This window comes from Marmoricola endophyticus, assembly GCF_014644415.1.
In the GTDB taxonomy this organism is placed as follows: domain Bacteria; phylum Actinomycetota; class Actinomycetes; order Propionibacteriales; family Nocardioidaceae; genus Marmoricola; species Marmoricola endophyticus.
The window spans coordinates 1072744-1087081 of the sequence record NZ_BMKQ01000001.1; the positions used below are offsets into that span (position 1 = coordinate 1072744).

Sequence of the window (14338 nt, forward strand, 5' to 3'; positions counted from 1 at the left end):
CGGCGGTGACACGATGTCGGTTGCCATGAGCAACGAGACCGAGCCGCACGACCCCAGCCCCGATCCCGCCCCGCAGCCCGACGACGCGCCCGAGCAGGCCCGGACCTGGCGCAGCCTGCTCCGGGGACAGGCCGTCGACACGCGGCCGCTGCGCATCCCCGAGTACAAGCGCCTGCTGATCGGGCAGGGGACCTCCTTCATCGGCTCGATGCTCACCCAGGTCGCGGTGCCGGTCGAGGTGTACGCGATCACCCGGTCCTCGCTCTACGTCGGCTTCGTCGGGCTCGCGGGCCTGGTCCCGATCGTCGCGTTCGGGCTGTACGGCGGCGCGATCGCCGACGTCGTCGACCGGCGCCGGCTCTACTTCGGGGCGTCGGTGATCACCTGGGTCGTCACTCTCGCGCTGCTCGCGCAGACCCTGGTCGGCATCGACGGCGTGTGGCTGATCCTCGGGCTCGTCGCCGTCCAGTCGGCGGCCTTCGCGACCAGCTCCTCGGCGCGCGGCGCGATCATCCCCCGGATCGTGCCGGTGGACCTCGTCCCCGCCGCGAACACGCTGAACTTCACCGTCGGCAACGTCGGGCAGGTGGCCGGCCCGCTGATCGCGGGGCTGGTGATCGCGCTGCCGGGGCCGGTGAGCGGCTTCGCGTACGCGTACGCCATCGACGCGGTGCTGTTCACCGCGGCGCTGTGGTCGGCGCTGCGCCTGCCGCCGATCCCGCCCGACCGCGACGGCCCCGCCAAGCGTCCCGGCATGCGCGAGGTGCTCGAAGGACTCGTCTTCATCGCCAAGAACCCGGTGCTCGTGATGTCGTTCGTCGTCGACATCGTGGCGATGGTGCTGGCCATGCCGCGCGCACTGTTCCCCGCCGTCGCCGACGACCGCTTCGGCGGCCAGGTCGGCCCGCTGTACGCCGCCATCGCCATCGGCTCGGTCATCGCCGGGCTCTCCAGCGGCTGGATCGGGAAGGTACGCCGCCAGGGTCGCGCGCTGGTCGTCGCCATCGTCGGCTGGGGCGTCGCGGTCGCGCTGTCCGGGCTGGCGCACTCGCTGTGGCTGGCCGTCGTGCTCCTCGCCGTCGCCGGGGCGGCCGACCTGGTCAGCGCCGTCTACCGCCAGACGATCCTGCAGACCTACGCCCCCGACGAGCTGCGTGGCCGGATGCAGGGTGTGTTCACGGCGGTCGTCGCGGGCGGACCGCGCCTGGGCGACGTGCGTGCCGGAGCGACCGCGGCGGCCACCACCGCGACCGTGTCCTGGGTCGGCGGGGGGATCGCCTGCGCGGTCGTCGTCCTCGTCGTCGGGCTCGCGGTCCGCTCGTTCTGGAGGTACGACGCGGTCGCCGACCGCCCGGTGGTCGCCGACCCGGCCTGAGGTCGCACCCGGCACTCCGCCGGGATGCGGCGGGCAGGACAAAGGTCGGTGCTGAGTCCTAGCGTCGGAGCATGAGCGACCACGAGACCACCGTCCGCCGGCACTGGGCGTGCGCCGAGGCGCGGGACTGGCGCGGCTACGCCGCCACTCTCGCGACCGACGTCGTCTACGAGGCGCCGCAGACCCGCGAACGGATCCGCGGGCGCGAGGCGCTGGTGGCGTACATGAGCGCCTACCCCGGCGACTGGCACGTCCCGGTCGCGACCGTGGTGGCCGGCGGGTCGGGGGCGGTGAGCCGCGTCGACGCCCTTGTCGGTGCCGAGGAGATGACCGGCATCTGCTTCTTCGAGATGGGCGAGGACGGCCTGATCCGCTCCATGCAGGACTGGTGGCCGCAGCCGTACGACCTGCCACCCGAGCGGGAGGGTTCCTCCGAACGCTACTGACCTACCGGCTCCCCGGGCGCGAACGCCGCGAGGCGGAAGGTCGCGACGTCGCCTCCGGCAGCCGTTCCCCAGCGGGTGCGCCCCCGGAAGTGCGCGGTGCCGACCGGCGACAGCCCGAGCGCACGGGCCCGCTCCGCCACGCGGTGCTCCGCATCCGGCTCGTCGGCACCGCCCCTCCCGTGCGAGTCCGCCTTGTCGACCGAGGTCACCCAGGTGCCACCGGGCGCCAGCACCCTCGCCACCTCGGCGACCACGCGGCTCGCCACCGGATCGGGCAGCAGGTGCAGCAGCCAGAGAGTGAGCACCAGGTCGGCCGAGCCTGGGGGCATCGGCAGCCGAGCGGCGTCGGCCAGGACGGTCCGGCCGGGCAGCCGCTGCGCGGCGAGCGCCAGCATCGAGCGGCTCCGATCGACCACGACCACGTCGTGACCGAGAGCCGTCAGCTCCGCCGCGACGGTGCCGGTCCCGCCGGCAACGTCGAGGCAACGGCCCCGTGCGGAGGCGAGCGCGGCGACCTCGACGGCGGCTGCCGCAGCGCGCTCGGCCCCGCCGCGGGTCTCGTCGTACGTCGCTGTCACGGAGTCGCCGTAGGACTCCTGCGGGTCAGGCGTCACTCGCGGCCAGCTGCCCGCACGCCCCGTCGATCTCGCGACCGCGCGTGTCGCGGACCGTGGTGGGGATCGCCTTGGCCTCGAGCCGGCGTACGAACTCACGCTCGTCGGCGGGCTCGCTGGCGGTCCACCGCGAGCCGGGAGTCGGGTTCAGCGGGATGAGGTTGACGTGCACCCAGCCCCAGTCGCCGCGCGCGTTGAGCACGTCGGCGAGGAGGTCGGCACGCCAGGCCTGGTCGTTGATGCCGGCCATCATGGCGTACTCGATGGACACGCGGCGCTTCGTGACGCGGGCGTAGTCCCACGCCGCGTCGACGGTCTCGGCGACGCTCGAGCGGGTGTTGATCGGCACCAGCTCGTTGCGCAGCTCGTCGTCGGGCGCGTGCAGGCTCAGGGCGAGGGTGACGGGGATGCCCTCCTCGGTGAGCTGGCGGATCCTCGGGACGAGCCCGACGGTGGAGACCGTCACGCCGCGCGCCGACATGCCCAGGCCGTCGGGGGCCGGTGCGGTGAGGCGGCGTACAGCGCCGACGACCGCCTTGTAGTTGGCCAGCGGCTCCCCCATCCCCATGAACACCACGTTGGAGACCCGCCCCGGTCCGCCGGGCACCTCGCCGTTGGCGAGCGCGCGCGATCCGGCCAGCACCTGCTCGACGATCTCGGCCGTCGACATGTTGCGCTGCAGCCCGCCCTGGCCGGTCGCGCAGAACGGGCAGGCCATCCCGCAGCCGGCCTGCGAGGAGACGCACATCGTCGTACGACTCGGGTAGCGCATCAGCACCGACTCGACCAGTGCGCCGTCGAAGAGCCGCCACAGCGTCTTGCGGGTGGTGCCGCCGTCGGCCTCCTGGGTGCGTATGGCACTCATCAGGTCCGGCAGGAGCGCCGAGACCAGCTCGTCGCGGGTGCCCGCCGGGAGGTCGGTCATCTCCTCGGGCCTCGTGGCCAGTCGCGCGAAGTAGTGGTGCGAGACCTGCTTGGCCCGGAAGCCCGGCAGCCCCTTCTCGGTCAGCAGCGCCACCCGCTCGGCCAGGTCCAGGTCGGCCAGGTGCCTCGGCGGCTTGCCGCGCCCCTTGGGCGGGTCGAAGACCAGCGGAAGCTGGCGTACCGGCTCGTCGTTCGGGCCCTCGGGAGGCAGGACGGAGGTACTCATGACCGCCCTAGTCTCCCACCGGGCCGTTCCGCATCCCAAACACGCAGGATGCGACGCCTCAGCGGGTGCGGCGGATCCGGATGGGCCCCTTGGCGAGCGACGGGTCGACGACCGCGCCCTGCTGGGTGATCTCGACCCTTCCCTCGGCGACGAGGCGACGCGCGGCGCGGCGAGCGGGCTCCATCAGGTCGCGCCAGCCGCCGCCGGACCCGTCGCGGTCGCCGACCGCGCGGGCGGCGTCGGAGGGGCAGATCGACTTGCCGCCCCCGCGCTGGTCGAGCAGCGAGAGGATCGAGTGCTCGAGGGCTCGGTCGACGTCGGTGACCCCGTGCTTGCGGCAGGCGGTGGAGCAGTAGCGGACGTTCTCCCAGTCCCGCTCCCACTTCTTGCGCCACTCGACCCGGCGTCCGCAGGACGCGCAGGTCTTGGGCTCCGGGGTGCTCACCCCACCCAGGATGCCCTCAGCCGACGGTGAGCAGCAGGTCCCCAGGGGCGACGTCGCCGTCGGCCACGACCGCGACGGAGTCCTTCGGGGCCTCCATCACCACGACCGGGATCACGGGCGACAGACCGTCGGCGGTCACCGCTGAGGGGTCCCAGCGCACCATCGGGTCGCCGGCCTCGACGGTGCTCTTCTCCGTCGCCAGCACCTCGAAGCCCTTGCCGTCGAGCTTCACGGTGTCGATGCCGAGGTGGACGAGTACGCCGATCCCGCCCTCGCCGAGCACGACGAACGCGTGCGGGTGCACCTTGACCACGCGGCCCGCGATCGGCGAGACGACGGTGGTCTCGCCGGGTGTGGGGTCGATGGCGACGCCGGGACCGACCATGCCGCCGGCGAACACCGGGTCGGGCACCTCGTCCATCGGCAGCACGGAGCCGGGGCAGGGAGCGAGGACCGCGAGGCTCACATCAGGTCCTCGATGTCCTCGGCCAGCGTGTCGGCCTCGGGCCCCACGACGACCTGGACAACGTTGCCGGAGAGCACCACGCCGTGGGCACCGGCGGCCTTGAGCGCCTTCTCGTCGACCTTCGACCCGTCCTGGACCTCGGTCCGCAGCCGGGTGATGCACGGCTCGATCTCGACCACGTTGTCGGCGCCGCCGAGCCCGGCGAGGATCTGTGCTGCCTTGTCTGCCATCTACTGCTCCTTGGGTGGTTCGGTCGCGGTGACCTTGGCCAGGCCGCGCGGGTTGTCGGGGTCCAGTCCGAGCGCGTGGGCGAGCCGCTCGACCAGCACCTGGGAGGTCACGATGCTCCCGATCGGCGCCAGCGTCTCCGGCAGGTCCGGTCCGGGCAGCGCCACGTCGAGCGCGTCGGCGAAGGCCGCGTCCCCGCCGATGCCGATCAGCTGCGCCCCGCGGGCGGACAGGTCGCGCGCGAGCTCGGTCATGGGCGTCACCATCGGCCCGTCGGCCGCCGAGACGAGCACGGCCGCGGTCCCGTCGGCGACGACGGAGATCGGGCCGTGACGGAAGTCTGCGTACGAGTAGCCGCGCACCGGCCGCAGGCAGGTCTCCTCCAGCTTCAGCGCCGTCTCCAGCGCGGTGCCCATCATCAGCCCGCGGCCCGAGACCACGGCGTACGACGTCGAGGTCAGGACGTCGACCGCGGCAGCGACGTCGGCGGACAGCAGCCGCTCGACCTCACCGGCCACCCGGGCCAGGTCGTCGTCGAGCGCGTCGGGATCCGGCGCCAGCGCGGTGCCGAGGACGGCCATCGCGACCAGCTGGGCGAGGTACGACTTCGTGGCCGGCACGGCGACCTCCGGCCCGGCCTGCGTGACCAGGGCCAGGTCGGCACCCTCCACGAGCGGCGAGTCCGCGACGTTGGCCACGGCGATGGTCGCGGCGCCGCACTCACGGGCCCAGTCCTGGGTCGCGACGATCTCCTCGGTCGCCCCGGACTGCGACACGCTCACGACCAGCGCGTCGGACAGGTCCAGCCGAGCCCCGTAGTGGGTGGCCACGCTGGGCGAGACCAGAGCGCCGGAGACGCCGGCGTGGGTCTCCAGCAGGTAGCGGCCGTAGATCGCCGCGTTGTCGCTGCTGCCGCGCGCGGCGAACAGCACGCGGCGGCGGCCGGCGTACCGCGCGACGATCTCGGCCCGCAGCGGCACCAGCGCCTCGAGAGTGCGCCGGCAGGCGTCGGGCTGCTCGGCCATCTCCGTGGCCATCCGGGTCGCCGCCTGCGTCGTCACGTGCACTCCTCTTGACACCGCTGCACTGTGGCGCGGATCATCCTCACTGGTACGGACCAGAACGTACCAGTCCAGGACCACCGAGTCGAGGGGAGGCGAGCGGGCGATGACCCAGCAGCGGACGCTGGCCGAGGACGGACCGGTCCCCAAGCACGCGCAGCTCTCCGACGCGCTCGCCGAGCTGGCCGCCACCCGGTTGCGACCCGAGGAGGCGATCCCGAGCGAGCGCACCCTCATGACGACGTACGACGTCTCCCGCGCGACGGTGCGCCGGGCGATCGACAGCCTGGTCGCCGACGGACTGCTCCAGCGCGTCCACGGGCGCGGCACCTTCGTGGCCCGGCCGCGGCTGGAGAGCCGGCTGCACCTGGCGTCGTTCAGCCAGGACATGCGCCGACGCGGTCTGACCCCCTCGACCGTGCTGCTCGGCATCGAGGCCGAACGGCCCCCCGCCGACGCCATCGCCTCGCTCGGCCTGCGCCCGGGCGGCCCGGGCTCGCTGGCCTGGCGGCTGGACCGCGTACGCCTCGCCGACGGCCAGCCGATCGCGCTGGAGACCGGCTGGTACCCGCGTCCCCTGCTCCCCGACCTCGACCACGCCGACCTGTCTGGGTCGCTCTACGAGGTGTTCCGCGACCGCTACGGCCTGGCGATCGACGCCGCCGAGCAGACCCTGTGGGGCGAGGCGGCCGACGAGCGCACGGCCGCCCGTCTGGACGCGCCGCTGCACACCCCGCTGCTCGTCTTCCGTCGGACGAGCACCTCGGCCGGGGTCCCGGTCGAGCACGTGGTCTCCCGTTACCGCGGCGACCGCTACCAGCTGCACATGTCGTTGAGCAGTACCAGCACCACCGCCCGCACGAACGAAGGGAACCGCCCATGACCACCGTCGAGGAGTCCACCGGCACTACCGGAGCCGGACGCAAACGGCTCAACCTCGCGCCACTGCAGAAGTTCGGCCGCAGCCTGATGCTGCCGATCGCCGCACTGCCCGTCGCGGGCCTGCTGCTCCGGCTGGGCCAGGACGACCTGCTCGGGCCGGACGGCCTCGGGTGGAACAAGGTCGCCGCCGTGATCGGTGCGGCCGGCAGCGGCATCTTCGACAACCTTCCGCTGCTGTTCGCACTCGGGGTCGCGATCGGCATGGCCAAGAAGGCCGACGGCTCGACCGCGCTGGCCGCCGTCGTCGGCTACCTCGTCTTCAAGAGCGTCGGGGACGCGATGTCGCCGATCATCGGCCTGCCCAAGGACGACGCGGGCGTCCAGCAGCTCATCGACTACGGCGTCCTCGGCGGCGTCCTCATCGGTCTGATCGCGGCGTTCCTCTGGCAGAAGTACCACCGGATCAAGCTGCCGCCGTACCTCGCCTTCTTCGGCGGGCGCCGCTTCGTCCCGATCATCACCGCCTTCGCCGCGGTCGCGCTGTCCGTCGTGCTGAGCCTGGTCTTCCCGGTCTTCAACACCGGCCTGACCAACCTGGGCGAGTGGGTGGCCAAGAACGACGTGCTCGGAGGCTTCGTCTACGGCACCCTCAACCGGCTGCTGATCCCCCTCGGCCTGCACCACATCCTCAACTCGGTGCCGTGGTTCGCGCTGGGGTCGTACACCCCGGCCGGCGGCGGCGACGTCGTGCACGGTGACATCGCGCGGTTCCTGTCCGGCGACCCGTCCGCGGGTGCGTTCATGACCGGCTTCTTCCCGATCATGATGTTCGCGCTGCCCGCGGCGGCGATGGCCATCTGGCACGAGGCGAAGCCGGCCCAGCGCAAGATCGTCGGCGGCATCATGATCTCGGCCGCCCTGACGTCGTTCCTCACCGGCGTCACCGAGCCGCTGGAGTTCGCGTTCATGTTCGTGGCCTGGCCGCTGTACGTCATGCACGCGGTGTTCACCGGCGCCTCCATGGCACTGGTGAACGCGCTGGGGATCAAGGACGGCTTCAGCTTCTCAGCGGGGTTCTTCGACTACGCCCTCAACTTCAACATCGCCACCAAGCCGCTGCTGATCATCCCGATCGGTCTGGCCTTCGCGGTCGTCTACTACTTCTCCTTCCGCTTCGTGATCCGCAGGTGGAACCTGAGGACCCCCGGTCGCGAGGACGACGACGAGGAGTCGATCGCGACGGCGGACACCAGCGCGTGATCCTGGCAGCACGACGTCTGGTCACCCCGGCGCGCGACCTCGCGCCGGGGTGGCTGGCGTTCGAGGACGGGCTGGTCGCCGACCTCGGCGAGGGGCCTCCCCCGCGACCGGCCGACCTCTCCCTCGACGGCACCGTCACCCCCGGGTTCGTCGACACCCACGTCCACGGCGGCGGCGGGCGCGCCTTCGACGAGGGCGCGGAGGCGGCCGAGGCCGTCGTCGCCGCCCACCTCGCCACGGGCACCACGACCGTGGTGGCGAGCCTGGTGACGCTCCCGGACCCCGAGCGGGCGGTCAAGGAGCTGTCTCCCCTGGTCGACGACGGCCTGCTCGCCGGACTGCACCTCGAGGGCCCCTGGCTCTCTCCGGAGCACCGAGGCGCCCACGACCCGGCACTGCTGGAGACGCCGACCCCCGATCGCGTCGAGTCCTTCCTCGCACTCGCCGACGGACGGCTGCGGATGGTCACCCTCGCTCCCGAGCTCGACGGCGGGCTCGACGCCGTACGCCGACTCACCGCGGCCGGTGTCGTGGTGGCCGTCGGGCACACGGACGCGACGTACGACGTCACGCGCGCCGCGCTCGACGCCGGCGCCGGCGTGGGGACCCACCTGTTCAACGCGATGCGTCCCGTGCACCACCGCGAGCCCGGCCCGGTCACCGCTCTGCTCGAGCACCCCGACGCGGTCGTCGAGCTGATCGCCGACGGGCTGCACCTGCACCCGGCCGTGCTGCGTCTCGCCGCCAGCGCCAAGCCGCAGCACACCACGCTGGTCACCGACGCGATGGCGGCCGCGGCAGCCCGGGACGGCGACTACCGGCTCGGCGACCTGCCGGTCTCCGTGCGCGACGGTGAGGCGCGCCTGGCCGACGGCACCATCGCCGGGTCGACGCTGACGATGGCCCGCGCCGTCCGGTACGCCGTCACGACTGCCGGCCTGTCCCTGCCGGACGCCGTGCGCGCCGCGACGCTCACCCCCGCACGCACGCTCGGGCTGGACCGAGTCGGCGACCTGCGGCCCGGGTGGGCGGCCGACCTCGTCGTGCTCGACGACGACCTCGCGGTGCGGCGCGTGATGAAGGCCGGCCGCTGGGTCTGAGCACCCCGCGTCGATCACTCGATCCGGGCGAGGAACACCAGCACGAAGGTCACCATCGCGAACGCCAGCAGCACCGCCGCCAGCAGGGTGACCCCGAGGTCGCGGGTGTTGCGCGGGAACGCGACGAGCGCGGCGACCACCGCCGCCGGCGCGAGCACCAGCCCGACCGTGGTGACCGCCTCCCAGACGAGCACGTCGGCCGCCGTGAGCACCGTCGAGGCCAGCAGCACCTGCCGGAAGCTCAGCGGAGCCGGCGCGCCGGTGGTGCTCAACCGGATCGTGGTGACGTCGGGGAAGCCGGTCGCCGACGGGACGTGCGGGTTCGGCTCGGTGCCGGTCAGCTCGGCCGCGACCAGCGAGAGGCAGGTGGCGTGGCCGACCAGGACCAGGTCGCCGCGGGGGTGCTCGCGCAGCAGGCGGCGTACGGCGTCGCGGGCACGCTCGCGGGTGGCGGCCAGCGGCTCCCACCCCTCGTGCGCGGGCACGGACGGGTCGTCGTACGCCGCCCGGACGACGCCGTCGAAGTCGTCGACCCACCCCACGTGCAGGCGTACCTGCTCGCGCAGTCCGTCGACCACCTCGACCGGCCCGTCGGTGAGCAGCGCCGCCGTCTCGCGTGCCTTCGCCTCCGGGGACACGAACCACGTGGCACGGTCCGGGAGTCGGCCGCTGGTCCGCAGCGCCCGGACCGCGTCGAGACCCGCGGGGTCGAGCGACCACTGCGCGGCGGCCACGTCGACGTCGACCGCGGGACGGCCGTGCCGCACGAGGTGGACGTAGCGCTCGGGCACCTGCGTCAGTTCAGGACGGCGTAGTGCAGCAGCAGCCAGATCGGCGCGATCGTGGCCAGCAGCGAGTCCAGGCGGTCCATCAGGCCGCCGTGGCCGGGGATCACCTGGCTCATGTCCTTGATGCCGAGGTCGCGCTTGATCACCGACTCCACCAGGTCGCCCAGCGTCGCCATCACCACGGCGATCAGGCCGAGCACGACGCCGACCCACCAGTCGCCGTCGAGCAGCAGCATCACCAGCAGCCAGCCGGCGATCACGCACGCCACCGCGGACCCGGCGAATCCCTCCCAGGACTTCTTCGGCGAGATCACCGGGGTCATCTTGTGCTTGCCGAAGAGCACGCCGGCGACGTAGCCGCCGATGTCGGAGGCGATCGTCACCACGACGTACGTGATGATCGCCTTCACCCCCGCCGATCCCCGCTCCCCGCCCTCGCGCAGCAGCAAGGAGACGAATGAGCCGAGGAACGGCACGTAGAAGATCGTGAACAGCGCGGCGGTCGAGTTGGCCACGAAGCCGTCGATGCCACGTCGCAGCAGCCACAGCATCGTGACCAGACCGGTGACCGCGGTCGCGGTCACCAGCGAGGGGGTGCCGAGGTAGAACGCGAGCACCACCATCACGACGCCGCCGACCATCAGCGGCTCCTGCGGCAGGTCGATGTCCTTGACCGCGAAGGCGCGGTGCAGCTCCCAGATCGCGACGACCACGGCGATCGCGACGATCAGCATGAACGCCGGCTTGTAGAACACCAGCGACGCGATCACCGCGGCGCCCAGCGCGACGCCCGAGGCGATCGCGGCGGGGAGGTTGCGCCCCGCACGTCCCGGGGCGGGTACGGGCGCGGCGGCCTGCTCGGGATGGCTCATCGGGTCGGCAGCGAGGTCGTCAGACCTCGAGCAGCTCGGCTTCCTTGTGCTTGAGCATCTCGTCGATGGCGTCGGTGTGCTTCTTGGTCGTGGCGTCGAGCTTCTTCTCCGCGCCGGTGACGTCGTCCTTGCCGACCTCGCCGTCGGCGCCGAGCTTCTCCAGCGACTGCTTGGCAGTACGCCGGATGTTGCGCACCGAGACCCGGCCGTCCTCGGCCTTGGCACGGGCGACCTTGGTGTACTCCTTGCGCCGCTCCTCGGTCAGCTCGGGGAACACGCAGCGGATCATCTTGCCGTCGTTGGAGGGGTTCACGCCGAGGTCGGACTCGCGGATGGAGCGCTCGATCGCGCCGAGCGCGCCGACGTCGTACGGCTGCACGAGGATGATCCGTGCCTCCGGCGAGGTGAAGCCGGCCAGCTGCTGCAGCGGCGTCGGGGTGCCGTAGTAGTCGGCGGTGAGCCGGGCGAACATGCTCGGGTGCGCGCGGCCGGCACGGATGCCCGCGAAGTCCTCCCGCGTGACCTCGACGGCCTTGCCCATCTTCTGGTCGGCTTCCTTGAGCGTCTCGTTGATCACTGCGTCTCCTCAGTCGTCGGCCTGGGCGCCCGGCTCGGCGCTGACCAGCGTGCCGATCCTCTCACCCTGCACGACCCGCAGGATGTTGCCCTCGGGCTCCATGCCGAACACGACCATCGGCAGCCGGTTCTCGCCGCACAGCGCGAACGCCGTCTGGTCCATGATCCGCAGGCCCTGCGCGATGGCGTCGTCGTACGTCACGTGGTCGAGCTTGACGGCCGTCGGGTCCAGCCGCGGGTCGGCGGTGTAGACGCCGTCGACGCCGTTCTTGGCCACCAGCACCACCTCGCACTTGGACTCCAGCGCCCGCTGCGCGGCGACCGTGTCGGTGGAGAAGTACGGCAGCCCCATCCCGGCCCCGAAGATGACCACGCGGCCCTTCTCGAGGTGGCGGATGGCACGCCGAGGGATGTACGGCTCGGCGACCTGGCCCATCGTGATCGCGCTCTGCACGCGGGTCTCGACGCCCTCCTTCTCCAGGAAGTCCTGCAGGGCGAGGCAGTTCATCACGATCCCGAGCATGCCCATGTAGTCGGCGCGGGCCCGCTCCATGCCGCGCTGCTGCAGCTCGGCACCGCGGAAGAAGTTGCCGCCGCCGGTCACCACGGCGACCTGCACACCGGCGCGCTGCACCTCGGCGATCTCCGCTGCGACCTTCTGCACCACGTCGGGGTCGACCCCGACCTGGCCGCCGCCGAAGACCTCGCCGGAGAGCTTGAGCAGGACACGCTGGTAGCCGGTCATGGAGGCCTTCCTGGAGGAGGTCGCGGTACGGGACGGTCGGCCCTGGGCCGCGTCCGACCCTACCGGTGCCGGACGCACGCCGAGGGCGGGCCGACGAGTCGTCGGCCCGCCCTCGATACGGGTGTTCGCGTCAGCGCGGTCCTGGTGCGTGCATGGCAAGGCGTAGGAGCGAAGGCGGGCTCGGAGCGGAGCGCCCGTCGAGCCGACGACAACGCCGCCAGGTGCGTGCCAGGGACGCGCTGAGTCAGGCGCCTACCTCGAAGCGGGCGAAGCGCGTGACGGTGGAGCCGGCCTCGTCGAGGATCGCCTTGACCGACTTCTTGGAGTCGGTGACCGACGGCTGGTCGAGGAGGACGACCTCCTTGAAGAAGCCGTTGAGCCGGCCCTCGGTGATCTTGGCGATCGCCTGCTCGGGCTTGCCCTCCTCGCGCGAGGTCGCCTCGGCGATCTCGCGCTCCTTGGCGACGATGTCCTCGGGGACCTCGTCGCGGGTGAGGTACTGCGGCTTCATCGCGGCGATCTGCATCGCGGCACCACGCGCGGCGTCGGCGTCACCGTCGTACTCGACGAGCACACCGACCGCCGGGGGCAGGTCGGAGGCACGCTTGTGCATGTAGGTGACGACCGGGCCGTCGAAGTACGCGACTCGGCCGAGCTCGATCTTCTCGCCGATGGTCACGGCGAGCTCCTGGACGGTCTCGGCCACGGTCCGCTCTCCGAGGGAGACCTCGGCCAGCGCAGCCGAGTCGGCCGCCTTGGCCTGGTCCGCGGCGTCCGCGATCTGCTGCGCGGCCTTCACGAACTCCTCGTTCTTGGCCACGAAGTCGGTCTCGGAGTTGAGCTCCACCAGGGCGTTGCCGCTGGTCGCGACGAGGCCGTTGGTGGCCTCCCGCTCGGCACCGCGCTTGGCGGCCTTGGCGGCACCCTTGGTGCGCAGCAGGTCGACGGCGGCGTCGAAGTCGCCGTCGGCCTCGTCCAGGGCCTTCTTGCAGTCCATCATCCCGGCGCCGGTGCGCTCCCGGAGCCGCTTCACGTCGGCAGCAGCGAAGTTTGCCATCGCGGTCAGTCCTTCTTCTCGGCGTTGACGAAGCCGGCAGCCTCGGCTTCCTCAGCGGTCTTGAACCAGTACTCGGCCTTGGTGCGGTCGTACCACGGGCTGCTCGGCGCGTGGAACTTCATCGAACCCGCGTTGCCCTTGACCTCGTAGCCCGACTCGGGCGAGGAGCCGTCCTCGTTGGCGGCGACGGCACCGGCGTACGGCACCTCCTCGGCACCAGCGGCCGGAGCGGCGGGGGTCGGGGCGGCGACGGCCTCCTCGACTGCCGCGGCAGCCTCGGGGGCGGGCGCCGGCGCGTCGGTGACGGCCTGGGCCGCAGCCACGGAGTCGGCGGTCTCGGCGCTGGCTCCGGTCGCCTCGGCGGCGGGCGTCTGGTCGGCGTCGGCCGCTGCCGGCGCGGAACCGGTGGTGGCCTCGACGGCGGCCTTCTCGGCCTCGCCGGCCAGCAGCTCGCGCTCCCAGTCGGCCAGCGGCTCGGCGGCCTCGTTGCCCTCGGCCGCACCCTCGCGGGCACCCGAGCGGGCGATCAGGCCGTCGGCGACGGCGTCGGCGACGACGCGGGTGAGCAGGTTGACCGCACGGATGGCGTCGTCGTTGCCCGGGATCGGGTAGTCGACCTCGTCGGGGTCGCAGTTGGTGTCGAGGATTCCGATGATCGGGATGCGCAGCTTGCGCGCCTCCTCGACCGCCAGGTGCTCCTTCTTGGTGTCGACGACCCACACCGCCGACGGGGTGCGGCCCATCTCGCGGATGCCGCCGAGCGACTTGTCGAGCTTGTCGCGCTCCCGCTTCATCTGCAGGAGCTCCTTCTTGGTGCGACCGGAGCCGGCGACGTTGTCGAAGTCGACCTCGTCGAGCTCGCGCAGCCGGTTGATCCGCTGGTGCACGGTCTGGAAGTTGGTGAGCATGCCACCCAGCCAGCGCTGGTTGACGTACGGCATCCCGACGCGGGTCGCCTGCTCGGCGATCGCCTCCTGGGCCTGCTTCTTGGTGCCGACGAACATGATCGTCCCGCCCTTGGCCACGGTGTCCTTGATGAACGCGTAGCTGGCGTCGATGTAGGACAGCGACTGCTGCAGGTCGATGATGTAGATGCCGTTGCGGTCGGTGAGGATGAACCGCTTCATCTTGGGGTTCCACCGTCGGGTCTGGTGCCCGAAGTGGACGCCGCTCTCGAGGAGCTGGCGCATGGTGACGACGGCCATGGGCGCATCCGTCCTTCGTGTCTGGGCCGCGCACGCACGCAGCCGGTTCTGTGGTTGTCGCAGACGGC

General features: G+C 72.1%; 17 protein-coding genes. 5 read left to right on the forward strand and 12 right to left on the reverse strand.

What is annotated here, in order from left to right:
- The first annotated feature begins 25 nt into the window (after positions 1 to 25).
- On the forward strand, positions 26 to 1375 hold the full coding sequence (locus IEX42_RS05230; protein ID WP_188778848.1) for an MFS transporter: 1350 nt from the start codon (positions 26 to 28) through the stop codon (positions 1373 to 1375).
- A gap of 71 nt (positions 1376 to 1446) precedes the next feature.
- On the forward strand, positions 1447 to 1821 hold the full coding sequence (locus IEX42_RS05235; RefSeq protein ID WP_188778849.1) for a nuclear transport factor 2 family protein: 375 nt from the start codon (positions 1447 to 1449) through the stop codon (positions 1819 to 1821).
- Here IEX42_RS05235 and IEX42_RS05240 read toward each other — a convergent pair.
- From IEX42_RS05240 to IEX42_RS05265, 6 genes are read right to left on the reverse strand one after another with little or no spacing between them, the layout of a single operon-like run.
- Positions 1815 to 2399, reverse strand: coding sequence for a class I SAM-dependent methyltransferase (locus tag IEX42_RS05240; protein WP_188778850.1), 585 nt, complete (start codon positions 2397 to 2399; stop codon positions 1815 to 1817). The genes IEX42_RS05235 and IEX42_RS05240 overlap by 7 nt on opposite strands.
- 25 nt (positions 2400 to 2424) lie before the next feature.
- Positions 2425 to 3585, reverse strand: a complete 1161-nt coding sequence (rlmN, locus tag IEX42_RS05245; RefSeq protein ID WP_188778851.1) for a dual-specificity RNA methyltransferase RlmN — start codon at positions 3583 to 3585, stop codon at positions 2425 to 2427.
- Between the two features lie 58 nt (positions 3586 to 3643).
- On the reverse strand, positions 3644 to 4030 hold the full coding sequence (locus IEX42_RS05250) for a DUF2256 and DUF3253 domain-containing protein (protein WP_188778852.1): 387 nt from the start codon (positions 4028 to 4030) through the stop codon (positions 3644 to 3646).
- A gap of 16 nt (positions 4031 to 4046) precedes the next feature.
- A complete protein-coding gene (locus tag IEX42_RS05255; protein ID WP_188778853.1) occupies positions 4047 to 4496 on the reverse strand; it encodes a PTS sugar transporter subunit IIA in 450 nt (149 codons plus the stop codon).
- A complete protein-coding gene (locus tag IEX42_RS05260; RefSeq protein WP_188778854.1) occupies positions 4493 to 4726 on the reverse strand; it encodes a PTS sugar transporter subunit IIB in 234 nt (77 codons plus the stop codon). The genes IEX42_RS05255 and IEX42_RS05260 overlap by 4 nt, the downstream gene beginning before the upstream one ends.
- The gene (locus IEX42_RS05265; protein WP_229660611.1) at positions 4727 to 5785 is read right to left on the reverse strand and encodes an SIS domain-containing protein; all 1059 of its coding nucleotides are present in this window, start codon (positions 5783 to 5785) and stop codon (positions 4727 to 4729) included.
- A gap of 106 nt (positions 5786 to 5891) precedes the next feature.
- Here IEX42_RS05265 and IEX42_RS05270 point away from each other — a divergent pair, with 106 nt between their 5' ends.
- The 3 genes from IEX42_RS05270 to nagA are packed head-to-tail and all read left to right on the forward strand — an operon-like array spanning position 5892 to position 9027.
- A complete protein-coding gene (locus tag IEX42_RS05270; protein ID WP_188778855.1) occupies positions 5892 to 6668 on the forward strand; it encodes a GntR family transcriptional regulator in 777 nt (258 codons plus the stop codon).
- Positions 6665 to 7927: a PTS transporter subunit EIIC gene (locus IEX42_RS05275; protein ID WP_188778856.1), complete on the forward strand. Its 1263-nt coding sequence runs from the start codon at positions 6665 to 6667 to the stop codon at positions 7925 to 7927. Before IEX42_RS05270 ends, IEX42_RS05275 begins: the two co-directional genes overlap by 4 nt.
- Positions 7924 to 9027: an N-acetylglucosamine-6-phosphate deacetylase gene (nagA, locus tag IEX42_RS05280; RefSeq protein ID WP_188778857.1), complete on the forward strand. Its 1104-nt coding sequence runs from the start codon at positions 7924 to 7926 to the stop codon at positions 9025 to 9027. Before IEX42_RS05275 ends, nagA begins: the two co-directional genes overlap by 4 nt.
- 14 nt (positions 9028 to 9041) lie before the next feature.
- On the opposite strand, the gene IEX42_RS05285 is transcribed toward nagA, so the two are convergent.
- From IEX42_RS05285 to rpsB, 6 genes are all read right to left on the reverse strand, one after another.
- Positions 9042 to 9818, reverse strand: coding sequence for a histidine phosphatase family protein (locus tag IEX42_RS05285; RefSeq protein ID WP_188778858.1), 777 nt, complete (start codon positions 9816 to 9818; stop codon positions 9042 to 9044).
- Between the two features lie 5 nt (positions 9819 to 9823).
- A complete protein-coding gene (locus IEX42_RS05290) occupies positions 9824 to 10687 on the reverse strand; it encodes a phosphatidate cytidylyltransferase (RefSeq protein ID WP_188778859.1) in 864 nt (287 codons plus the stop codon).
- Between the two features lie 19 nt (positions 10688 to 10706).
- Positions 10707 to 11261: a ribosome recycling factor gene (gene frr, locus IEX42_RS05295; RefSeq protein WP_268236452.1), complete on the reverse strand. Its 555-nt coding sequence runs from the start codon at positions 11259 to 11261 to the stop codon at positions 10707 to 10709.
- 12 nt (positions 11262 to 11273) lie between these two features.
- The gene (gene pyrH / locus IEX42_RS05300; protein ID WP_188778861.1) at positions 11274 to 12008 is read right to left on the reverse strand and encodes a UMP kinase; all 735 of its coding nucleotides are present in this window, start codon (positions 12006 to 12008) and stop codon (positions 11274 to 11276) included.
- Positions 12009 to 12252: 244 nt separating this feature from the next.
- Positions 12253 to 13065: a translation elongation factor Ts gene (tsf, locus tag IEX42_RS05305; RefSeq protein WP_188778862.1), complete on the reverse strand. Its 813-nt coding sequence runs from the start codon at positions 13063 to 13065 to the stop codon at positions 12253 to 12255.
- A gap of 5 nt (positions 13066 to 13070) precedes the next feature.
- On the reverse strand, positions 13071 to 14270 hold the full coding sequence (gene rpsB / locus IEX42_RS05310; RefSeq protein ID WP_308422199.1) for a 30S ribosomal protein S2, sunset domain variant: 1200 nt from the start codon (positions 14268 to 14270) through the stop codon (positions 13071 to 13073).
- Positions 14271 to 14338 lie beyond the last annotated feature (68 nt).